At 40.4% G+C, this 22,240-nt stretch carries 17 protein-coding genes; 8 read left to right on the forward strand and 9 right to left on the reverse strand.

Annotated elements, in window-relative coordinates:
* Window positions 1-66: 66 nt before the first annotated feature.
* On the reverse strand, window positions 67-705 hold the full coding sequence (gene nfuA / locus G9371_RS08455; RefSeq protein ID WP_000102721.1) for a Fe-S biogenesis protein NfuA: 639 nt from the start codon (window positions 703-705) through the stop codon (window positions 67-69).
* Between the two features lie 157 nt (window positions 706-862).
* Here nfuA and G9371_RS08460 point away from each other — a divergent pair, with 157 nt between their 5' ends.
* From G9371_RS08460 to G9371_RS08480, 5 genes are all read left to right on the forward strand, one after another.
* The gene (locus G9371_RS08460) at window positions 863-1,480 is read left to right on the forward strand and encodes a rhomboid family intramembrane serine protease (RefSeq protein ID WP_000902942.1); all 618 of its coding nucleotides are present in this window, start codon (window positions 863-865) and stop codon (window positions 1,478-1,480) included.
* Window positions 1,481-1,650: 170 nt separating this feature from the next.
* Window positions 1,651-3,327: an arylsulfatase gene (locus G9371_RS08465; protein WP_029423933.1), complete on the forward strand. Its 1,677-nt coding sequence runs from the start codon at window positions 1,651-1,653 to the stop codon at window positions 3,325-3,327.
* Complete coding sequence (locus G9371_RS08470; protein ID WP_029423934.1) at window positions 3,324-4,331, forward strand: formylglycine-generating enzyme family protein; 1,008 nt, start codon at window positions 3,324-3,326, stop codon at window positions 4,329-4,331. The genes G9371_RS08465 and G9371_RS08470 overlap by 4 nt, the downstream gene beginning before the upstream one ends.
* Before the next feature lie 109 nt (window positions 4,332-4,440).
* Complete coding sequence (locus G9371_RS08475; RefSeq protein ID WP_000854552.1) at window positions 4,441-4,605, forward strand: hypothetical protein; 165 nt, start codon at window positions 4,441-4,443, stop codon at window positions 4,603-4,605.
* 536 nt (window positions 4,606-5,141) lie between these two features.
* The gene (locus G9371_RS08480; protein ID WP_029423935.1) at window positions 5,142-6,689 is read left to right on the forward strand and encodes a hypothetical protein; all 1,548 of its coding nucleotides are present in this window, start codon (window positions 5,142-5,144) and stop codon (window positions 6,687-6,689) included.
* A gap of 43 nt (window positions 6,690-6,732) precedes the next feature.
* Here G9371_RS08480 and G9371_RS08485 read toward each other — a convergent pair whose 3' ends face one another.
* Both G9371_RS08485 and G9371_RS08490 read right to left on the reverse strand, forming a co-directional pair.
* Window positions 6,733-8,067, reverse strand: coding sequence for a D-serine ammonia-lyase (locus tag G9371_RS08485; protein WP_029423936.1), 1,335 nt, complete (start codon window positions 8,065-8,067; stop codon window positions 6,733-6,735).
* A gap of 163 nt (window positions 8,068-8,230) precedes the next feature.
* Window positions 8,231-9,862 (reverse strand): inorganic phosphate transporter, encoded by a 1,632-nt coding sequence (locus tag G9371_RS08490; protein WP_001087641.1) that lies wholly within the window; start codon window positions 9,860-9,862, stop codon window positions 8,231-8,233.
* Window positions 9,863-10,325: 463 nt separating this feature from the next.
* On the opposite strand from G9371_RS08490, the gene metH reads away from it, so the two are divergent.
* Window positions 10,326-14,012: a methionine synthase gene (gene metH / locus G9371_RS08495; RefSeq protein ID WP_029423937.1), complete on the forward strand. Its 3,687-nt coding sequence runs from the start codon at window positions 10,326-10,328 to the stop codon at window positions 14,010-14,012.
* A 78-nt stretch (window positions 14,013-14,090) separates the two neighbouring features.
* On the opposite strand, the gene G9371_RS08500 is transcribed toward metH, so the two are convergent.
* The 4 genes from G9371_RS08500 to G9371_RS08515 all read right to left on the reverse strand — a co-directional run bounded on the left by G9371_RS08500 (window position 14,091) and on the right by G9371_RS08515 (window position 18,097).
* Window positions 14,091-15,095 (reverse strand): transketolase family protein, encoded by a 1,005-nt coding sequence (locus G9371_RS08500; RefSeq protein WP_029423938.1) that lies wholly within the window; start codon window positions 15,093-15,095, stop codon window positions 14,091-14,093.
* A 10-nt stretch (window positions 15,096-15,105) separates the two neighbouring features.
* Window positions 15,106-15,951, reverse strand: a complete 846-nt coding sequence (locus G9371_RS08505; RefSeq protein ID WP_029423939.1) for a transketolase — start codon at window positions 15,949-15,951, stop codon at window positions 15,106-15,108.
* A gap of 19 nt (window positions 15,952-15,970) precedes the next feature.
* Entirely contained in the window at window positions 15,971-17,272 is a 1,302-nt protein-coding gene (locus tag G9371_RS08510) for an MFS transporter (protein ID WP_029423940.1), read from the reverse strand.
* Between the two features lie 75 nt (window positions 17,273-17,347).
* A complete protein-coding gene (locus G9371_RS08515; protein WP_029423941.1) occupies window positions 17,348-18,097 on the reverse strand; it encodes an SDR family NAD(P)-dependent oxidoreductase in 750 nt (249 codons plus the stop codon).
* Window positions 18,098-18,281: 184 nt separating this feature from the next.
* On the opposite strand from G9371_RS08515, the gene G9371_RS08520 reads away from it, so the two are divergent.
* The gene (locus G9371_RS08520; RefSeq protein WP_081311117.1) at window positions 18,282-19,157 is read left to right on the forward strand and encodes a LysR substrate-binding domain-containing protein; all 876 of its coding nucleotides are present in this window, start codon (window positions 18,282-18,284) and stop codon (window positions 19,155-19,157) included.
* Window positions 19,158-19,168: 11 nt separating this feature from the next.
* On the opposite strand, the gene G9371_RS08525 is transcribed toward G9371_RS08520, so the two are convergent.
* On the reverse strand, window positions 19,169-19,615 hold the full coding sequence (locus tag G9371_RS08525) for a hypothetical protein (protein ID WP_029423942.1): 447 nt from the start codon (window positions 19,613-19,615) through the stop codon (window positions 19,169-19,171).
* 191 nt (window positions 19,616-19,806) lie between these two features.
* Between G9371_RS08525 and G9371_RS08530 the strand changes: the two genes are divergently transcribed.
* Window positions 19,807-20,952 carry an aldose epimerase family protein gene (locus G9371_RS08530; protein ID WP_029423943.1) on the forward strand — a complete coding sequence of 382 codons (1,146 nt, stop codon included), beginning with the start codon at window positions 19,807-19,809 and terminating at the stop codon, window positions 20,950-20,952.
* Window positions 20,953-21,019: 67 nt separating this feature from the next.
* On the opposite strand, the gene G9371_RS08535 is transcribed toward G9371_RS08530, so the two are convergent.
* Window positions 21,020-22,240 (reverse strand): MFS transporter, encoded by a 1,221-nt coding sequence (locus tag G9371_RS08535; RefSeq protein WP_000204249.1) that lies wholly within the window; start codon window positions 22,238-22,240, stop codon window positions 21,020-21,022.

Raw genomic sequence — 22,240 nt, forward strand, 5'->3', positions numbered from 1 at the left:
ATTTATATTGAATAATAAAAAAACCTCATTCCGAGGCTTTTTTATTTCACTTTTCAAATAATTTAATTATTTGAAATAAGCACCTTCTGCTTGTGTATGGTCTGTTTGGTCAACCACACGTTGTAGTTCAGGAATGTGTTCTTTCAAAGTTGTTTCAACACCTTGTTTTAAAGTCACATCAATTGCTGAGCAACCTTGGCAACCGCCACCAAATTTCAATACAGCAGTAAGACCATGTTCAGGGTCATCTTGCACTTCAACTAAGCTACAGTTACCGCCGTGTCCTGCAAGACCCGGGTTAATTTCTGCTTGAAGTACATAGGTAATACGCTCTTCAATTGATGCATCTGGCCCTACGCGCGGCACTTTAGAGTTTGGTGCACGGAAAGTTAACTGACCACCAAAACGATCTTTGTTGTAGTCAATAACAGCGTCTAAAAGATAAGGGATAGACGGCGCATCAATATATGCAGGGAAATCAGGATAGTCCTGTTTATAATCCGTCGGCACCACTTCTTCTGGTGCACTATATGCCATACAGCACTCTGCACGTGGTGTACCCGGATGTTCAACAAAAATTCGAACGCCAATTCCCGGAGTATTTTGCTTCGCCAATAATTCGTGCAAATACTCTTGTGCAGATGGTGTAATCAAAAGGTTCGGAATTTCTTCTGCAACAGCAGTGTTGGTGTTCTCAGTCGACATAACAATATTCCTCAAGCTGATGCCTTTATATTAACCGAAGATGAGGTAGATTTAAAAAAAATCAACTAAATTTGTCGGATTTATACACAACAGGGTTTCAAGTTGTGTTTTTAATGGCATTATTGCCATTAGTATTGATCATTTTTAAATATTTCTTATGTTGCATTTGCCGTTTAATCACACCATTACTCTTATTATTATTACGGTCATTGTGTCTTTACTTGCTTTTAGCAATCAAAATGTCATGAACCGTCTGATCTTCTGGCCGCCTGCAATGCAACGTGGACAATTTGATCGATTCATTACTCATGGTTTTATCCATGCAGATGGTACTCATTTGCTCTTTAATATGATTACCCTGTTTTTCTTTGGCAGCATCATCGAAAGTTTTTATCGCCAATATTTTTATGACATGGGTTTTGTGTTGTTTTACTTAGGGGGCTTAATCTTCGCGATTTTGCCAAGCTACCTACAACATAAAAATGATGCAAACTGGGCAAGTCTAGGTGCTTCAGGAGCCGTATCTGCTGTTCTGTTTGCCTATATTCTATTTCAGCCGTGGAAGCTGATTTTTGTATTTTTCATCCCTGTGCCAGCTATTATTTTTGCAGTTCTCTATGTTGCTTATAGCATTTGGGCAGGTAAACGTGGCAATACGCATATTAATCATAGTGCCCATTTATGGGGTGCGGCTTACGGCGTAATTGTAACGATTTTGATTGAGCCAAGAGTGATTCCTCATTTCTTAGATCAACTTACTCGTCTACCTTTTTAAATCCATATTTTTGAGAAAAGCCCAATATGGGCTTTTCTTTTTTTCTCATTTATTTATCAAGATAAATTCTCAGATATTTTTCTGATTTTCTTTGATCAATTCCTTGTTTTGATTGCAAAAACCATCTGATTAAACTCAAGCACAATTCTTTTAATAATTCAGATGATACAATGAAGTACAAAGCTCTTTTATCTAGTCTTTCTATTGCTTTATTTAGCTTATCTTTAGCTGGATGTAACGATAATGATTCACAAGAAACTGCGGTAAGTACACCAAAGCAGCCGAATATTTTATTCATTATGGCCGATGACTTAGGCTATTCAGATTTAGGAGCTTTGGGTGGTGAAATTCATACCCCGAACATTGATAGTTTAGCGCAAGAAGGTCGAATTTTAACTGACTATCACACTGCACCTACATGCTCGCCTACTCGTTCACAACTCATTTCTGGTACTGATCACCACTTGGCAGGCATAGGTGCTATGGCAGAGCTTACCCCTGATCATTTAAAAGGACAGCCTGGCTACGAAGGCTATTTAAATGAACGCTCACTATCGATTGCTCAGGTGCTCAAAGATAATGGTTATCGAACTTATATTAGCGGTAAATGGCATTTGGGATTAACACCTGAAACCAATGCACATGCCAAAGGTTTTGATCATTCATTTACCTTATTACAAGGTCTAGACCATCACTTTAAACAAGCCCCAAGTGCCTTTAAACGGAACTCGACGTATACCGAAGATGGACAAATTATTCCTGTTTCAGCGTTACCTGATGACTTCTTCTCGACCAATTATTTTACCGACAAATTGCTGAGCTACTTAGAGTCAGGCAAAAATAGTGGCAAACCATTTTTTGCCTATGCAGCCTATACAGCACCCCACTGGCCTATACAAGCGCCAGCAGAATACCGTGAAAAATATCGTGGCGTTTATGACGTTGGTTACGATGCTATCCGTAATGCTCGTATTGCACGCCAAAAACAGCTTGGAATTATTCCAGTAAACTTTGAGGCTGCAGAACCAATTGCAACTCAAAACGCACCACAAAAATATGGCAAGTGGAATGAGTTAACAGCTGAACAAAAAGCGCTTGAAGCTCGCAAAATGGAAATCTACGCAGGCATGGTAGAAAATCTTGATGCCAATGTAGGCAGAATTATTCAATATCTCAAACAAAATAACCTTTATGACAACACCTTAATTTTCTTTGTTTCTGACAATGGCGCAGAAGGTTTTGTTCGCGGAAGCTATGGTAGTGAATCAGGCTTTGATAATTCTGTAGCAAATGTAGGTACCCCTACTTCTTATCATTACATTGGTCCACGTTGGGCCGAGGTCAGTGCAGCACCTTTCCATTTATGGAAAGATACAGCTGGTGAAGGTGCAACTACCGCTCCTGCTATTGTGAAATTACCAAACCAAAAGAAAGCTGAAGAAACCAATCATAGCTTTGCATCGGTACTCGACGTTTTTCCAACATTATTAGATTATGCTCATATTCCAGTACCTCAAGGGCAATATAAAGGCCGAACCATTAATACGCCAAGCGGTTATTCTTGGAAGTCTGTACTTGAAAATAAATCACAAACGATACGCCCTGCCAATTTCAGTTTTACCGATGAATTGCATGGTAGTAAATATGCAAAACAGGGTGAATGGAAAATCGCACTTCAAGGTCGCCCTGAATTAGGAACAGGTTCTTGGGAGCTCTATAACATTGCCACTGATCGTGGAGAAAATCACAATGTCGCGCAGCTTTACCCTGCAAAAGTTCAAGAGCTATTAGCGGTTTATCAAAAATACACTGAACAAAATGGCGTACAGGAATATAACGCCAAATGAAATTGAAACTGGTTTTAAGTACTACAATCAGCCTGTTGTTCATCACAGGCTGTAGCAAGTCTGAACATAACGCTGACACTAAAACGGTTTTACCAAAGCATGCCATTCAATCGGCTGCTTTGGGTTCCATTGAACAGTGTAAGAGCTATACCGGACTTCCTACAGGCTGGCTTAAAAATACAACCGCAGGCATGGTATTCATTCCAGATGGGCATTTTAATTTTGGTTCTGAAAAAGCTTATCCAGATGAACTTAACTTTGGAAAAAAACAACGGGAAGTTAAAGGTTTCTGGATTGATCAAACTGAAGTCACTGTTGCTCAGTTCGCGAGTTTTGTGAAGGCAACTGGTTATATCACCGATGCTGAAAAACAAAAACAAGCTGCTGTTTTTTCTCCAGACCCACATCATCCTCAGCAATGGTGGCAACTTAAGACAGGATATACATGGAAAACACCAAACGGCAAAAATGGTGCTCTTCCTAATCCTCATGAACCTGTACGCTACGTGACTAAGAATGATGCTGAACATTATGCAGTTTGGCTAGGACGTGATTTACCCACAGAACTTGAATGGGAATATGCCGCTAAAGCAAACTCACCAACTGATACTCCTTTACATCAAGCACCTACCGATGAGCACCAGCATCCACAAGCGAATTACTGGCAAGGTGCATTTCCCTTTGAAAATCTGAACCAAGATCATTTTACTGGTATTGCGCCTGTCGGATGTTTTAAACCTAACGGTTTTAAACTATTCGATATGATTGGAAATGTTTGGGAATGGACATCTTCTCCTTATCAAGGTGCGCATGACCAGCACATGGGTAATTATTCTGCTTTAAGACAACAAAAAACGAGCAGTACTCAATATGTGATTAAAGGTGGATCGTTTTTATGTGCTGAAAATTACTGTTCACGTTATCGTAATAGTAGCCGCTATCCCCAAGATTTTGATTTAGCCGCTACCCATGTGGGTTTTAGAACGATTTTACGCTCTCCTTAATTTCTTCTTAATTTAGCTGCTAAAAGATATTTTTTAACCAAAAATAGATCGAAATATAATCAAAACATTTCTATAGTAAAAGGGAGAATGATAAAAAAGCGAGAACAACATGAAAACATTACTTCTTTGTGCCGCAGCAATTTTCACAATGTCATTATCAGCCTGTGCAGTACATACACCTGAGGGTAGTATTGTGATTGACCCAGATTCACCATATTACGGACACCCGGGAGGTTTTTGCCCACCTGGACAGGCGAAAAAAGGACGTTGTTAGAAGTACTCTTTTAAAGTCATTAGATAGAGACTTCTATTAAATGATGAACTGAATACCGAAATGGAGGGTTCCAGCCCAAAATTAGATGGGATGAAACTAGAAAATTATGGTGTAAAAAATCACCATATCCCCAAGATTTTTAAAAGACAATCTTACGTTGTCTTCTATCTAGTTTCACCCCAATTCTTTCTTATTTCGTTTGACTTTTCTGATCATTTAATAAAAAAAGTCTAGTTTTTACTCATCGTTGTATCTTTTTATTGATACATTTTGATCATTTTACCTTCAGGTCAAACCTGATGAATTCGCTCTATACAAAATAACTATTTATGTAACGTAAGTCTATAAAAATGTTCTAAAAATGTGAAAAAAATGAAGGTAAAATGCGATGTAATTATCATAAAAAATGACTCATCTTATATTCATCACAAAAATATTGAATTTTATTTTGGCAGTTATTGCCACACGTTTCTTTTCGTTGGCATAGATAATGTATACACCTGTATATTAACCTTATCGTACAAGCGAGATATTTTATGTCCAGCCAGAGTCCAGCCGAAGGTCTACAATTTCCGATTCACGCCTCGATCAAAAAGCAAAGCACGTCTCTTACAGGCCAAGAGATTTTGTCAGAAGCTTTATCTATTGTAGATAATAAAACTGCTCAACAGATTTTGGCTGAAAAAAATTGGCGAAAAAATTATCCTATTTACTTTAAGGCACTCGTTAAGCACGGAATTACTAACAGCAATAATCCAATTACCATTGCAAAACAGGGATTGCATAAGGCTCATCATCTTTTTGATTATTACCGCGATGGTAAACACTATCTTTTAAAAGATGCTCTACACATCCCCTCTTCTACTCCTTTAAATACAGTAAGATTTAAAGGCGAAAGTGAAGCTGCACCAGAATGGTATGTTCCATATAAAGGCCAAAAACTGAGCGGGCAAAGCTTACTTGACCAAATTCAAAAATGGGAAAATGCAGGTATTATTGAACCAAGCCATGCTACGGCTTTACGTGAAGCTGCTGCTCATCCTGAATGGTTTGATTTATCTGACCGTACGATGGTGTTATTTGGTGCAGCCTCAGAAGCAGGACCATTACCTTGGCTAGCAAAATGGAAAGCGAATATTGTTGCAATAGATTTACCAAACCCACGAGTTTGGGGGAAAATTCTAAATACAATCCAGCAAGGAAACGCAACGCTTATTGCACCAAGTATTGAAAAAATTGACTCTTCGGCAAAAGCTTCAGCATTGAGAGATAAATTGGGTGCCAATTTATTAACGCAAATACCAGAAATTGCCCAGTGGTTAGTTCAATTTCCTCAAAAATTAGACTTGGCTGCTATTGCTTATTTAGACGGAGAAAAACATGTCCGTGTTTCTATGGCAATGGACAGTATTATGCAATATGTGAGTGAACATAAACCTGATACCAGCTTAATGTTTATGTGTACGCCAACCGATGTTTATGCAGTACCTAAAGAAGTTGCAGAAGCTGCTCAAGAGAAATTTAAATCTCGTTCACAACTACAAAAAATGGCTGTGAAAGGTGTTTCTACACTCTCACTCAGACGTTTTTTCCAAGCACCTTATCAAGATTTGATTACTAGCGAAAATGGCAAAACTTATGGTATTGCAGACTGTTTGGTAGTTGAACAAGGACCAAACTATGCTTTGGCAAAACGTATTCAACAATGGCGTGCAACACTTGCCCGTCATCAAGGTCAACGTGTAAGTATTAATATTGCACCATCTACCACAACTCATTCGGTCACAAAGAATCCGCTCCTTAAAGCTGCTTTTAATGGCGCAGAACTTTTTGATGTAGAGGCATTTAGTCCAGAAACCACGAATGCGATTATGGCAGCGTTATGGATTCATGACTTAAGAAATGATGCTTCTGTCGCAAACCCTGAAACCGTACTCGACCACCCTCTAGAGTTGATGATGGAGGGTGCTAACCATGGCGGTTTATGGCGTGTAGCTTATTTGGCACGTACAGCTCTTCCTTTTGCAGCCATCTATGGCTTTGCAGCCGAGAAACTTCCATTTAGGAAATTTTCTAAAAAATAATGAACTTGAAAGCCCAATTTTAGAATTGGGCTTTTTTGTGCAATTAATTGCGTTGGCTATGCGTTAAATACTTCTGCATTTCATCAGGTGGAACCATTCCTCCTCCTGTCGCCCATACCACATGTGTCGCATGTTGTAACTTTTCAGCTGACAATTGATGCAAAGCCAAATAATCAGGAGTAGTTTGCACATAATATGGTCCCATCATGCCTGCCGCTGCCGAGGGCTCAACTTGAATATTTTCAGTTTGATTTAAAAGCGAAATGAGTTCATATAAACATTCATCATGAATGGTGTAGTAACCGTCAATTAACTGCTGCATAGCACGTCCGACAAAACCAGAAGCACGGCCAACAGCTAATCCATCTGCCGCAGTGATGTTATCTAAACCAATGTCATTTACTGAAATCTGATCATGCAGGCCTGTATAAACGCCAAGTAACATACACGGAGAATGGGTAGGTTCTGCGAATATACAATGTACATGCTCACCAAAAGCGAGTTTTAACCCAAAGCTCACCCCACCAGGACCGCCCCCTACTCCGCATGGCAAATATACAAATAAAGGATGATCTGCATCGACTTTAATTTGCTTTTGTTCAAACTGTTGTTTTAAACGCAAACCTGCAACTGCATAACCTAAAAATAAAGTAGTCGAATTCTCATCATCAATAAAAAAACAAAATGGGTCCTGTTCGGCTGCCTTACGCCCTTCTTCTACAGCAACCCCGTAATCACTAGCATATTCCACCACATTTACACCAAGTGAACGTAGCTTATCTTTCTTCCATTGCCTTGCATCGGCAGACATGTGTACCGACACTCTAAACCCAAGCTTCGCGCTCATAATACCGATTGATAAACCAAGGTTACCGGTAGAACCTACTGCAATTTGATATTTGGAAAAAAATGTTCGAAATGAGTCTTGGTCTAATTTACTGTAATCATCTTCTAGCTTGAGAAGCCCTGCCTCAATGGCTAATTTTTCAGCATGGGCCAATACTTCATAAATACCGCCACGTGCCTTGATTGAACCCGAAATAGGTAAATGACTATCTTTTTTCAGCCAAAGTTTCCCTGTAAGTGTCTTATGTTTTTGTAGCGATAGAGCTTGTTGCATCTCCGCAATTTCTACTAGTGCTGATTCAATTTTTCCATGCTGGGCTTGAGTTTCAGGAAAGACTTTTGCCAAATAAGGTGCGAAACGCGCTAGCCTTGCTTCTGCTTCTTTTACATCCTGTTCTGTAAGACACACTTTCGCTAGTGCTTCGTTTAAAGGATAACGGTGAGGGTTAAACCAAAATGTTTCTTGATAGGCTTGAAGTGTTTCAATAAGTGGAAATTGTTGTTTTAATTGGTCGAGTTGAACCGTTTTCATCTTATATCCTTTCATAAAAATTTTAAGCTAAACCGTTTACTACAGGCGTTCGAGATAGCCATTAACTTGTTAGTGAATTTACCCTAAAAAAAGATTTTTTTTGAAATATAGCAATAAAAAAAGCCACTCATACTAGTGGCTTTTTTTTATTCAAACAGACAGCTTATACAAACTGTAAGAACAACCAGTATAGACCACCAGACAAACAGATGGTTGCAGGAAGTGTAAATACCCATGCAGAGAGAATTGTTTTTACAGTATTGAAATTCAGGCCTGATTTATTGGCAACCATAGTACCTGCAACAGCACTATTTAAAACGTGTGTTGTTGAAACTGGCATACCTAAACCATCTGCTGCAGCAATTGTACTCATTGCAACAAGTTCAGCAGACATCCCTTGACCATAAGTCATGTGATGCTTACCAATACGCTCACCGACAGTTACCACAATACGTTTCCAGCCAACCATAGTACCAAGTCCAAGCGCTAATGCGACTGCCACTTTCACCCAGTTTGGAATGTATTGTAAGAATGAATCCAAGCTACTACGATAATCTTTCACAAGCTTTTTCTGTGAGTCATCCATTTTTGGTAAAGCATCTGCCTTATCCAAACGCTTAAACGTCGTTGTGCTCAAATACATGTCATTACGGATTTCGCTAATTGCAGCTTCTGGAATATCTTTTAAGTTGCTATAGCTAGAAACACGCTCACCCAAATGGTCAGTCATGCTTGCCAATGCAGGCACAACTTCAGGCGTTTGTTGCTTGGTTTGAATGTATTTAGTTAAAACCGCACGCGCTTTTTCGTCAGTCAATTCTGGTTGATTTTGGTTTAACAAAACCGCAGTTTGAGAAGAAAGCTGATGGAATGATTGAACCTGCTGTGTATCGAGGTTTTTATTTAATGAATAAGCTAATGGCACCAAACCAACCAAAATCAGCATGATAAGACCCATACCTTTTTGGCCATCATTAGAACCATGTGCAAAACTCACACCTGTACAGGTAAAGATAAGAATTGCACGAATGATTGCTGGTGGTGGCTTATTCCCTTCAGGTGGCTGGAATAATTCTAATTGGCGTTTGAAAATAGTTTTAACCAACAAGAATACAATTGCCGCAAAAGCAAAACCAATTAAAGGAGAAAATAATAATGCCTTACCTACTTTAATCACCTGATCCATATCAACACCACTGGTCGTTACGCCAGTCGATGCACTCAACAGATGATTCATAATACCCACACCTAAGATTGAACCAATCAAGGTATGAGAGCTAGAAGCAGGAATTCCCAAGAACCAAGTACCAAGATTCCAAAGAATTGCAGCGATCAACAATGCAAAAACCATTGCAAAGCCAGCACCACTGCCCATGTTCATAATAAGTTCAACTGGAAGCAATGCAATAATGCCATACGCAACAGCACCACTTGCGACCATTACCCCAAGGAAATTACAAAAACCTGCCCACATGACTGCAACCGGTGCAGGCAAAGCATTTGTATAAATAACCGTTGCAACTGCATTAGCAGTGTCATGGAAACCGTTTACAAATTCAAAGCCTAGTGCAATCAAGAGTGCAGTAGATAAAAGAATAACTGAATAAAGGCTTAAAGGTGGAACATGCGCTAAATCAGCACTGACCTGAAACCCAATATAAATAAGTGTTGCAATAATAATCGTCAGAAACACCGGCATAAAAAACTTAGGTGTCGGGACATGTACATTCGTCGATTTTGCTTGCAGGTTTGCCGCAAGTTTTGAATCCGAAACAGGGGGTAGATTAGAATTCATGCAGACGGTAAGAGGATAATAAAATCCTCTGTATTCTTAAATTAAATTATGACAATTATATGACAAAGAGGCGCCTGATGAAGTCAATTTTTTATATTTTGACCTCATTTGATGCACCTTTCCCCGACTTTTTTTATTTTTTTATTAAAATACAATAGTTTAAACCATTAATTATGAGCTCCTTTTGTGCTTATTTTTACAGCAAAAAAATAAATAAAATGACCCATGTGTCTATTTTTCATACAAAGCAACTGTAATATTTCGGCATATTGAGCATGAAATATTTCAATATCATGATCATTTGATGAATATTTCATGAAAATTCTTTTGTTTTTGACATAAAGCGATCTCTTTTTTTAACTTTTTAGTCAGCTACACCTGACCTTCGTAGATCATCATTTGTGCTGCTATTCTGTTACAATAGCGCCGCATTTTTAAATTCATATAAAGATCGGGGTTTTCTATGTCTACGCTTGCCACCCTAAAAGCGCTTCTTGCTAAACGCATTCTGATTATTGATGGTGCAATGGGAACCATGATCCAGCGCCATAAATTGGAAGAAGCTGACTATCGTGGTGAGCGTTTTGCTGATTGGGCACATGACTTAAAAGGTAACAATGACCTTTTGGTTTTAACACAGCCTCAAATTATTCAAGGTATTCATGAAGCCTACCTCGATGCTGGTGCAGACATTATTGAAACCAACAGCTTTAACGGTACACGTGTTTCAATGTCTGACTATCACATGGAAGATCTTGTTCCAGAGATTAACCGTGAAGCAGCACGTTTAGCCAAAGCAGCTTGCGAAAAATATTCAACGCCAGACAAGCCTCGTTTTGTGGCAGGTGTACTAGGGCCAACATCTCGTACATGTTCAATCTCTCCAGATGTGAACAATCCTGCTTTTCGTAACATTAGCTTTGATGAACTAAAAGAAAATTATATTGAAGCGACTCATGCACTAATTGAAGGTGGTGCAGACATTATCCTGATTGAAACTGTATTTGATACTTTAAACTGTAAAGCAGCGATTTTTGCAGTCAAAGAAGTATTCAAACAAATTGGTCGCGAATTACCAATTATGATTTCAGGGACCATTACCGATGCATCAGGCCGTACTTTAACAGGTCAGACAGCGGAAGCTTTCTGGAACTCGGTTCGTCATGGCGATTTGCTTTCAATCGGTTTTAACTGTGCCCTTGGTGCAGATGCCATGCGCCCTCACGTAAAAACTATTTCCGATGTCGCAGATACCTTTGTTTCAGCGCACCCAAATGCAGGCTTACCAAACGCATTTGGTGAATATGACGAAACTCCAGAGCAAACTGCAGCTTTCTTAAAAGAGTTTGCTGAAAGCGGTTTGATTAACATTACTGGTGGTTGCTGTGGTACGACACCAGACCATATTCGAGCTATTGCCAATGCGGTAAAAGACATTGCGCCTCGCCAAGTGCCTGAAACCGTACCTGCTTGCCGCTTAAGTGGTTTAGAACCATTTAATATTTATGATGATTCATTGTTCGTAAACGTTGGGGAGCGTACTAACGTTACCGGTTCTAAAAAATTCTTACGTCTCATTCGTGAAGAAAACTTTGCAGAAGCTTTAGAAGTTGCACAGCAGCAGGTTGAAGCTGGCGCACAGATTATCGACATTAACATGGATGAAGGGATGCTCGATTCGCAAAATGCGATGGTGCATTTTTTAAACCTTGTAGCATCCGAACCTGACATTTCACGTGTACCGATCATGATTGACTCATCGAAATGGGAAATCATTGAAGCTGGCTTAAAATGCGTACAAGGTAAACCTGTCGTTAACTCAATTTCCTTAAAAGAAGGTTATGACGAGTTCGTCGAAAAAGCCCGCCTCTGCCGTCAATATGGTGCCGCAATTATTGTGATGGCCTTTGACGAAGTAGGTCAGGCCGACACTGCTGAACGTAAACGTGAAATCTGTAAGCGCTCTTACGACATTTTAGTAAACGAAGTAGGCTTCCCTGCTGAAGATATTATTTTTGACCCGAACGTATTTGCAGTTGCGACTGGTATTGAAGAACACAACAACTACGCAGTCGATTTTATTGAAGCAACGGGCTGGATTAAACAGAACTTACCGCATGCCATGATTTCTGGTGGTGTATCTAACGTTTCGTTCTCATTCCGTGGTAATGAGCCAGTTCGTGAAGCCATTCACTCTGTATTCTTGTACCATGCCATCAAACAAGGCATGACCATGGGTATTGTGAACGCAGGTCAAATGGCTATTTATGATGATATTCCTACCGAGCTAAAAAAAGCGGTTGAAGATGTCATTTTAAATCAGAACCAAGGTGAGTCTGGTCAGGCTGCAACCGAGAAACTACTTGAAGTTGCAGAAAAATACCGTGGACAAGGTGGTGCAACAAAAGAAGCTGAGAACCTTGAATGGCGTAATGAGTCAGTTGAAAAACGTCTTGAATATGCCTTAGTTAAAGGTATTACGACTTATATTGACCAAGACACCGAAGAAGCCCGCTTAAAATCAAAACGTCCTTTAGATGTGATTGAAGGGCCACTGATGGACGGCATGAATGTGGTCGGTGACTTGTTTGGTTCAGGCAAAATGTTCTTGCCACAAGTTGTAAAATCTGCCCGAGTCATGAAACAAGCAGTGGCATGGCTCAACCCGTACATCGAAGCTGAAAAGACCGAAGGACAGTCTAAAGGTAAAGTCCTAATGGCAACGGTTAAAGGTGACGTACACGATATTGGTAAAAATATTGTAGGCGTAGTACTTGGCTGTAATGGCTATGACATTGTTGACCTTGGCGTAATGGTCCCTTGCGAGAAAATCTTGCAAACTGCGATTGATGAAAAATGTGACATCATCGGATTGTCTGGTCTGATCACCCCATCTTTAGATGAAATGGTATTTGTTGCTAAAGAAATGCAGCGTAAAGGCTTTAACATTCCTTTATTAATTGGTGGAGCAACCACTTCTAAAGCCCACACCGCAGTAAAAATTGACCCTCAGTATCAAAACGATGCGGTAATTTATGTTGCCGATGCTTCACGTGCTGTTGGTGTAGCGACAACCTTGCTTTCGAAAGAAATGCGTGGTGCATTTATTGAAGAGCATCGTGCTGAATATGCCAAAATTCGTGAGCGTTTAGCCAACAAACAACCAAAAGCGGCCAAACTGACTTATAAAGAGTCGGTTGAAAATGGTTTTAAAATTGATGAAAGCTACGTGCCACCAAAACCAAATCTTTTGGGAACACAAGTTTTAAAGAATTATCCGCTTGCTACACTCGTGGATTATTTTGACTGGACGCCATTCTTTATTTCTTGGAGTTTAACTGGCAAATTCCCGAAAATTTTAGAAGATGAAGTGGTCGGCGAAGCAGCAACTGACCTTTACAACCAGGCACAAGCGATGTTGAAAGATATTATCGACAACAATCGTTTTGATGCTCGTGCCGTATTTGGTATGTTCCCTGCTCAGCGTACAGATGCAGATACCATCAGCGTATTTGATGAAGCTGGTCAAAATGTTACGCATACTTTTGAGCACTTACGCCAGCAATCTGACAAAGTGACAGGCAAACCAAACTTGTCTTTGGCAGATTACATTCGTGCTGACCGCGAGCAGCAAGACTACTTGGGCGGATTTACTGTATCGATTTTTGGTGCAGAAGAACTGGCAAATGAATACAAAGCCAAAGGTGATGACTACTCTGCAATCTTAGTGCAATCATTGGCTGACCGTTTTGCTGAAGCCTTTGCAGAACACTTACATGAACGCATTCGTAAAGAGTTCTGGGGCTATAAAGCGGATGAGCAGCTCAGCAATGAAGAACTGATTAAAGAGAAATACGTCGGTATTCGCCCTGCACCTGGCTACCCTGCTTGCCCGGAACACTCTGAAAAAGCAGTGTTGTTTGACTGGTTAGGTTCAACTGACAAAATCGGTACTCAACTGACTGAGCACTTTGCAATGATGCCACCATCATCAGTGAGTGGTTTCTACTATTCGCACCCTCAAAGTGAATACTTTAACGTGGGTAAAATCTCTCAAGACCAACTTGAAGATTATGCAAAACGTAAAGGTTGGACACTGGATGAAGCGAAGCGTTGGTTAGCACCAAATTTAGATGATTCGATTGTTTAAGTTCTTAAATAACCCTGTTTAAAAATAGGGCATGAAGGAAATTCCATCACGCCCTTTCAATTTGAAAGTTTAATCTTTCTACTTCAAATGTGCCTTAATCTTCTCTTTAACTGCTTCTGTTGAAATACCATATCGATCATGCAAAGTGGGTAATGCACCTGCATCTAAAAATGCATCTGGCAAACCAATCATGTCAAAACGAGGATGTTGACTATTTCTTAAAAGTAGTGAGCCGACAGCTTCACCTAACCCACCAATGACTGAATGATTTTCGGCAGTTAAAACAGGTCGGCCACCTTTTGCGACTTCATCCAAAATAGTTTGTTCATCTAAAGGCTTAATGGTAGGCACATGCAGCACTGAAACCTCAAGGGCCTCTTTTTCAAGTTCTTCAGCTGCCTCAAGCGCACGCATGGTCAATAAACCAGTAGAAATAATGAGTAAATCTTTACCCGGTTTAATCACCTGTGCCTTACCCAATTTAAATTGGTAATTATATTTATCGAGCACTAACGGAACCTGACCACGCAATAAACGCATATATACGGGGCCATTATGCGCGGCAATCTGAGGAATCGCCTGTTCGATTTCCAAGGCATCACATGGATCGATAACCATCAAGTTCGGCATAGCACGGAAAATTGCAATATCATCTGTTGCCTGATGACTTGGGCCATAGCCCGTGGTTAACCCCGGGAGTGCTGCCACAATTTTGACATTAAGGTTATCTTCTGCAATCGCCATACAAATAAAGTCATAGGCACGGCGTGATGCAAACACGGCATAAGTTGTTGCAAAAGGAACAAATCCTTCACGAGCAAGTCCTGCTGCTGCGCTCATCAAAAGTTGCTCTGCCATACCCATTTGGAAAAACTTGTCTGGGTTTTCTTTGGCAAAAATATGTAGGTCAGTATATTTTGATAAATCCGCTGACAAACCCACGATATCGTCACGCTCTTTTGCCAAGGCATTCAGTGCATGTCCAAATGGAGCTGGTTTGGTCGGTTGGCCCTCAGCAGCAATAGAAGCAATCATTGCCGAAGTGGTTAGTTTTTTCTTAGGGGGATTGGCTAACTGGCTCATGGTGTATTCCTTACTGTCCGTAGTGGGTCAAAATATTTAAAGCGTCGTCCCATTCATGTTCATCAACACGAATGAAGTGTGTTTTTTCGCGGCTTTCCAAGAACGATACGCCTTTACCCATTTTGGTGTCACAAATAATGACTCTTGGGCATGCTCCCTCATAGTTTCGTGCTTGATCGAATGCCTCAAGCAAAGCTTCCATGTTGTTGCCATCTACACGTTGGGTGTACCAACCAAATGACTGCCAACGATCAACAATTGGCTCAAACGCTAAAATTTCGCTTGAGTGCCCATCTGCCTGCTGATTATTCACATCAATAATGGCAATCAGGTTATCTAGTTTCCAATGCGAAGCAGACATCACGGCTTCCCACGTTGAGCCTTCATTTAGCTCTCCATCGGACAGTAAGTTATAAACAAAAGCATCCGACTTTTTCTGTTTTAGCCCTAGACATGCACCGACTGCAATTCCAAGACCATGACCCAATGAGCCACCTGTAATTTCCATACCCGGTGTGTAAGAAGCCATACCCGACATCGGTAGACGACTGTCATCTGCACCGTAGGTTTCAAGTTCTTCAAGTGGGATAATTTTTGCTTCGATTAAGGCTGCATAGAGTGCAATTGCATAGTGTCCAATAGAAAGATAAAAACGGTCACGGCCTTCCCATTCAGGGTTTCCTGGCTGATATTTCATGGCATGGAAATAAGATACTGCCAATAGATCTGCTGCACCCAAGGCTTGTCCAACATAGCCTTGGCCTTGTACTTGCCCCATGCGTAAAGCATGTTGGCGAATGTGGTAGGCACGTTGTTGCAACTTGGCAATTTGGCCTGCTTTATCAACATTTAACATTGTCTTTTACTATTCCTTATTAACGATTAACCAGTTTTGCCGGAACACGCAGAACCAGACTGGCACCGAAAATTAATACTGCTGTGATTAAGAACATGCCGATTGCATTTGAACCTGTATTGGTAGTGACCCAACCGATTAAATAAGGTGAGCAAAATCCTGCAAGATTGGCGAAGCTATTGACGGCTGCAATACCTGCCGCTGCGGAAACACCACCCAAAAAGTTGGTCGGTAACATCCAGAATAAAGAGGATGCCGTCAGCACACCTGAGGCTGCGATGCAAAGGCAAATTAAAGAGAGCGTTAGATTTGAAGCGAATAAAGTTGCAAATGTGAGTGCTAAAGCGCCTGCACACATCGGGATAATTAAGTGCCAGCGGCGTTCTTGGAAATGGTCGCCGCTACGCCCCGCCAAAATCATGACCACAATGGCACACATATAAGGCAGGCTTGTGAGCAAACCGATATGCCAGTTATCACTAATGCCCGAATTACGAATAAGAGTTGGTAGCCAAAATGTAATGGCGTATTGCCCCATCACGACACAAAAGTAAATACCTGCCAGTAGCCATAACCGTTTATCTGCGATGAACTCTTTGACGCTAGCATGACCTTCTTTGTGCTGGTTATCCTGAGCAAGCTCTTGCTTCACCAAGTTTTTTTCGTCTTGGGTTAGCCAGTTGGCTTCTTGAACTGAATCTTTTAAAACAGCAAGTACAAGCAAGCCGACAACCACTGTGGGAATAGCCTCAATTACAAACATCCACTGCCAGCCAAACCAGCCATGTACGCCACTCATTCGGTCCATGATTAAGCCTGAAAGTGGGCCACCAATCATTCCCGAAATTGGAATTGCGATAAACCACAGTACGGTCATGCGTGCGCGCCGGTAAGATGGGAACCAGTAAGTGAGGTAGAGCAACAAACCCGGAGCTAGTCCAGCTTCAGCGACACCCAGTAAAAAACGTAAGGTGTAAAATTGCCATTCAGTTTGAACAAAAGCAAAACAGCCTGACAAAATGCCCCATGTAATCATGATACGGGCAATCCAACGTCTTGCGCCTACCTTATGGAGTACGATGTTGCTTGGCACTTCACAAAGAAAATAACCAATAAAGAAAATCCCTGCACCTAGTCCATATACAGCTTCACTAAACTGTAAATCGCTCATCATTTGGAGTTTGGCAAAACCCACATTTACCCGATCTAAATAGGCACAAAAATAACAAAGCATTAAAAATGGCATGAGCCGAAATGCAATTTTTCGATACGCCGATTTACGAACCGTTGTATCTACTTCAGATGAAAATACTGTATCCATCATGCGAATCCCTTTACATTTGGCCACAGTATCCTCTTGTGACCATCATTCTATTTTTATTTAAATGGTGAGCGATTAATGAATAAGCATGCCACCATTTACATCGAGTGTTACACCAGTCAAATAAGCTGACAGGTCACTTGCCAAAAATAGTGCTGCATTTGCAACGTCTTGTGCTTTACCTAAACGGCCAAGCGGAATACCAGCCAGAATGTCGTGACGACGGTCATCATTCATTAAACCGCCAGTAATATCAGTCTGAATTAGACCGGGAGTAAGAGAATTTACACGAATCTGGTCACCACCAAACTCACGAGCCATCGCTTTTGCCAGACCTAACACGCCTGCCTTTGCAGCGCTATAATGCGGTCCGCCAAAGATACCGCCACCACGTTGTGCTGAAACTGATGATAGACAGACAATACTTCCACCACCGTTTGCTTTCATAGATGGAATAACCGCTTGCGACATAATCAGTGTTCCGCGTAGGCTGACATCTAAAACACGATCATAATCACTGCGTTGAATATCAAGTGTTTTGATAGGCTGAGTAATGCCCGCATTGTTAATTAAAATATCAATCTTGCCATAGTGCTGTAGTGCTTGTTCAACAGCTACTTTGACCTGTTCTTCGTTCGCAACGTTTGCAGCAAGACCCATATGTCCTTCGCCAAGCGCCTTTGCAGCGTTTTGGCTTTGAGCAAGATCTAAATCAACAATAATGACTTTGGCACCTTGTTGTGCAAAGATTTCTGCGGTTGCTCGCCCAATTCCACGTTCTGATGCTGCACCCGTAATTAATGCCACTTTTCCTTGTAGTAACATGTTCAATCCTCTTTTACCCTTTATATCCTGAGTTCTGACTTAGAATCTCTTTTTTCACAAAGCCCAGCAATCATCTCGAATTCAACAAGACATGAAAAAAATTCATGCCTATGCTATTTTTAAATAAGTTTTAGGGATAAAACCGGATCATTTCATGGATAGTAGTGAAAACAATTTCAACCAAATGCCCTCAATTAAAACATTACAGGCTTTTGAACAAACCGCCCGTTTTGGCAATGTTGCTAAGGCAGCCGAGCATTTGAATCTCACCCCTTCGGCAGTGAGTCACCAAATTGCTAAGCTTGAAGAAATGATTGGGCAGAGTTTATTTATTCGTGGTGCCCGTGGTGTGACACTTACTCCTTCAGGTGAACGCTATTTTCAAGATGTCACCACCATTTTGCATAATCTGATGTTAGCCACAGAAAAAGCTGCCGATAAAAGCCCTAAAGACAGTTTATATATTCATTCATCCCCAAGTTTTGGTTTACTTTGGTTGCTCCCTCGCCTTGAATCATTTAAAGAAAAGTTCCCCATGATTCAGGTTAACCTATCGTGTTCATATGAAAATTTGCACTTTACCCGCGATAAGATCGATATTGATATTCGTCATGGTTTACCCAACTGGACAGGGGTAGAAATCAGAACCATTCGTAATGAAAAGCTTGAAGTGCTTGCGTCCCCTAAGCTACTGGAACGTAGTCCTGTGCATAAACCTCAAGATTTATTAAAGAAAGATCTGATTTTATCGCGCTCAACCTTAGTGACTTGGCCCCAATGGTTTGCCCATCAGGGTTTAAGCATTCCTGAATTTCCCTACACTTTGAGTTTTGACCGCTCTTATATGTCACTTGAGGCAGCCACACACGGGCTAGGTTTTGTTTTAGAAAGTAATTTACTCACTCAAAATTACTTAGAATCTGGAAAGTTGGTTAGAGTTTTTGCAGATGAGCTATCGATTCCTATCTCTGCTCATCACTTGGTATATCCACGAACCCACCAATTTATTCCTAAAATTGAGTTATTTTTAAACTGGATTCATGATGAATTGGCAGGCTGAGAAATCATTTCTTAAAGGATCTGAATTTCCTCAACACGTAAGTGATGCATCATCTCTCGAATAAATACAAAGTAGGTAAAAACATAAAGTTGATCTGGGGCTACTTGATTCGTGTAGTAACTCAAACGCTCAATAAAATCATTAAATCCATGCTCAAGCTCAGTACGGCTGATTTGCTTTTTAGCACTAAAAAATAACTGACTGAGGTGTGTCATAGCAGCATCAGACGTAACAGCTATACCACTTATCTTTAAATTTCTGAGTGGCTTTGACTCGATGATTTCTTCAATGAAATAAATCATCTTTTCAATCGCAAGCTCATCAATAACACCATTGCTAATACTTTTTGAATTAATAAAACCTAAGCCCTGCTCAAGGTGAATATGTTGGCTGTCTACATCAAATGAGAGACTATTTAGATCAAGTGAAAATTTTAAAATTGAATTAGGATGATTCATAAAAATAGCTTACTGCTGAAGTTTGCTAATAAAATTAATTTGTTTATAACCCTAAATGGTATCGACTGTTCACTACTCAGCATTAACTGATCGATTATTATTAACACTATATATAATAAAAACCTCTTTAAAAAGATGAAAAATCAATCTTATATTCATCCAGTCTTACTATTACAAAATAGAGTATAAGCATGAAAAAATTAGCAATTTTAGGTGTTACGGTTTATAGCTTTGCACAACTGGCAAATGCAGCAACGTTAAATGTAAAACCATATGGTACGACTCAAAATGGCCAAAAAGTTGATCTATACACCATGAGTAATAACAATGGAGTCTCGGTATCTTTTATTAGCTTCGGTGGTGTAATTACACAAATTTTGACTCCCGATGCCCAAGGCAAACAAAATAATATCGTTTTGGGCTTTGATGACTTAAAAGGCTATGAAGTCACTGATACCAAGGAAGGCATTCATTTTGGCGGATTAATTGGTCGTTATGCGAACCGGATTGGCAATGCTAAATTTAGCTTAGATGGAAAAACGTATAACCTTGAAAAAAATAATGGCCCGAACTCATTACATAGCGGCAATCCTGGTTTTGATAAACGTGTTTGGCAAGTTAAACCCCTCGTTTCTAAAGGTGAAACTGTTAAAGCTTCTCTGAAGTTAACCAGTCCAAATGGAGATCAAGGTTTTCCCGGAAAATTAGATGTGGAAGTAATCTACAGTCTTTCAGATCAAAATGAATTTAAGATTGAATATAAAGCCAAAACTGATCAGCCTACAGTCGTCAACCTTACCAACCACAGTTATTTCAACTTATCAGGCGCTGGGAACAATCCTTATGGCGTGCTAGATCATGTGGTACAACTCAATGCAGACCGTATATTGGTAACCGATCAAAACTCTTTACCAACAGGTGAAATTGCTTCAGTTGCAGGTACGCCTTTTGATTTTCGAACGCCTAAAGCAATCGTAAAAGATATTCGAGCAAATAATCAGCAATTGGCCTATGGATATGGCTATGACCAAACTTGGGTAATTAATCAAAAGTCTCAAGGGAAACTCAATCTTGCGGCTGTTGTAGTTGATCCAAAATCTAAACGGACCATGCAAGTCTTAACGACTGAACCAAGTGTCCAAATGTATACAGCCAATCATTTATTAGGAAATATTGTTGGCGCAAATGGCGTACTCTATCGACAAGCAGACGCACTAGCATTAGAAACACAGCATTTTCCAGACAGCCCGAATCAACCGGCTTTCCCGTCTACACGTTTAAACCCAAATCAAACTTATAACAGTGTTACCGTATTTAAGTTTGGTGTTCAAAAATAGTCTTTCTAATGAGGCTATGTTCATATTAAAAAGACTCTCAGCTGAATATGGCTGAGAGTCTTTTCATTTATTTAACTTTTGTGTTTGGTAAAAGTGCTGTTGCAAAACCAAGTAATGGCAACAATGAACATAAACCAAATACCCATTCAATGCCGTTAATATCCGCTAAATGCCCTAGCCCCGCTGCGGCAATACCACTTACCCCAAACATAAGGCCAAACATTAAACCTGCAATCATGCCTACACGGCCCGGAACAGCTTCTTGTGCATAAACCACCATCGCTGCAAAAGCAGATGACAACACCAAACCTGCAATAATTGAGAAAACCGTCGTCCAAAACAAGTTTGCATACGGCATCATTAATGCAAACGGCGCCATGCCAACAAATGAAACCCAGATCACAGCTTTACGGCCGATCTTATCGCCAATTGGGCCACCCGCAAATGTACCTACAGCCACAGCTGCCAAAAAGGCAAATAAGTGTAATTGAGCTGTTTGAATGCTGATATGGAACTTTTGAATTAAATAAAAAGTAAAATAGTTACTAATGCTGGCAATGTAAGTAAATTTAGCAAACATTAATACACTAATTGTGCCCAAGGCGATAATGAGCTTACGGCCATGCAATTTGGTATGTGCTTGCGTAGCACGTGTAACCACCTGACTTTTAGCATGGTTTACTGTCCAGCGGCTTACACCAAATAAAACCCAAATCGCTAAAAGTGCAAATATCACCAAGCCCGCAACTGCATGCTGCCCAAATGGAACAATTAATAATGCTGCTAATAATGGACCAATCGCAGTACCTGTATTTCCGCCCACTTGGAAAGTCGACTGAGCTGTACCGAAGCGCCCACCCGATGCCATACGCGCCACACGCGAAGCTTCTGGATGAAAGGTGGCAGACCCTACCCCAATCAGTGCAGATGCACATAACAACACAGCAAAACTTGGTGAAAATGCCAACAAGATAATGCCGCAGAATGTGACGACCATTCCAAGTGGGAGAAGATACGGTTTTGGATGTTTATCGGTATAAAGTCCAATCCAAGGCTGTAGCAGCGAACCTGTAATTTGATATACAAACGAAATCAGGCCAACCTCCGCAAAACTCAGCGAAAAGTTTGCTTTTAGCATTGGATAGATGGCTGGTAGCACTGCCTGAATTAAATCGTTCAGTAAATGTGCAACCGCCACGGCGCCTACAATTTTAATAATCATTCCTTGAGGCTGATCATTTGCAACGGTATTGGCAATACCATCTTTCAATTGTATTGAAGACGTCAT

This window comes from Acinetobacter sp. EKM10A (assembly GCF_011075215.1).
In the GTDB taxonomy this organism is placed as follows: domain Bacteria; phylum Pseudomonadota; class Gammaproteobacteria; order Pseudomonadales; family Moraxellaceae; genus Acinetobacter; species Acinetobacter baumannii.

What these genes read in the sequence shown, in the direction of transcription:
- G9371_RS08530 (WP_029423943.1), top strand. Translation starts at nt 19,807, where the DNA reads ATGAAAAAATTAGCAATTTTAGGTGTTACGGTTTATAGCTTTGCACAA.
- G9371_RS08525 (WP_029423942.1), bottom strand. Translation starts at nt 19,615, where the DNA reads ATGAATCATCCTAATTCAATTTTAAAATTTTCACTTGATCTAAATAGT.
- G9371_RS08485 (WP_029423936.1), bottom strand. Translation starts at nt 8,067, where the DNA reads ATGAAAACGGTTCAACTCGACCAATTAAAACAACAATTTCCACTTATT.
- G9371_RS08520 (WP_081311117.1), top strand. Translation starts at nt 18,282, where the DNA reads ATGCCCTCAATTAAAACATTACAGGCTTTTGAACAAACCGCCCGTTTT.
- G9371_RS08470 (WP_029423934.1), top strand. Translation starts at nt 3,324, where the DNA reads ATGAAATTGAAACTGGTTTTAAGTACTACAATCAGCCTGTTGTTCATC.
- G9371_RS08490 (WP_001087641.1), bottom strand. Translation starts at nt 9,862, where the DNA reads ATGAATTCTAATCTACCCCCTGTTTCGGATTCAAAACTTGCGGCAAAC.
- G9371_RS08500 (WP_029423938.1), bottom strand. Translation starts at nt 15,095, where the DNA reads ATGAGCCAGTTAGCCAATCCCCCTAAGAAAAAACTAACCACTTCGGCA.
- G9371_RS08475 (WP_000854552.1), top strand. Translation starts at nt 4,441, where the DNA reads ATGAAAACATTACTTCTTTGTGCCGCAGCAATTTTCACAATGTCATTA.
- G9371_RS08515 (WP_029423941.1), bottom strand. Translation starts at nt 18,097, where the DNA reads ATGTTACTACAAGGAAAAGTGGCATTAATTACGGGTGCAGCATCAGAA.
- nfuA (WP_000102721.1), bottom strand. Translation starts at nt 705, where the DNA reads ATGTCGACTGAGAACACCAACACTGCTGTTGCAGAAGAAATTCCGAAC.
- G9371_RS08465 (WP_029423933.1), top strand. Translation starts at nt 1,651, where the DNA reads ATGAAGTACAAAGCTCTTTTATCTAGTCTTTCTATTGCTTTATTTAGC.
- G9371_RS08510 (WP_029423940.1), bottom strand. Translation starts at nt 17,272, where the DNA reads ATGGATACAGTATTTTCATCTGAAGTAGATACAACGGTTCGTAAATCG.
- G9371_RS08460 (WP_000902942.1), top strand. Translation starts at nt 863, where the DNA reads ATGTTGCATTTGCCGTTTAATCACACCATTACTCTTATTATTATTACG.
- metH (WP_029423937.1), top strand. Translation starts at nt 10,326, where the DNA reads ATGTCTACGCTTGCCACCCTAAAAGCGCTTCTTGCTAAACGCATTCTG.
- G9371_RS08480 (WP_029423935.1), top strand. Translation starts at nt 5,142, where the DNA reads ATGTCCAGCCAGAGTCCAGCCGAAGGTCTACAATTTCCGATTCACGCC.
- G9371_RS08535 (WP_000204249.1), bottom strand. Translation starts at nt 22,240, where the DNA reads ATGACGTCTTCAATACAATTGAAAGATGGTATTGCCAATACCGTTGCA.
- G9371_RS08505 (WP_029423939.1), bottom strand. Translation starts at nt 15,951, where the DNA reads ATGTTAAATGTTGATAAAGCAGGCCAAATTGCCAAGTTGCAACAACGT.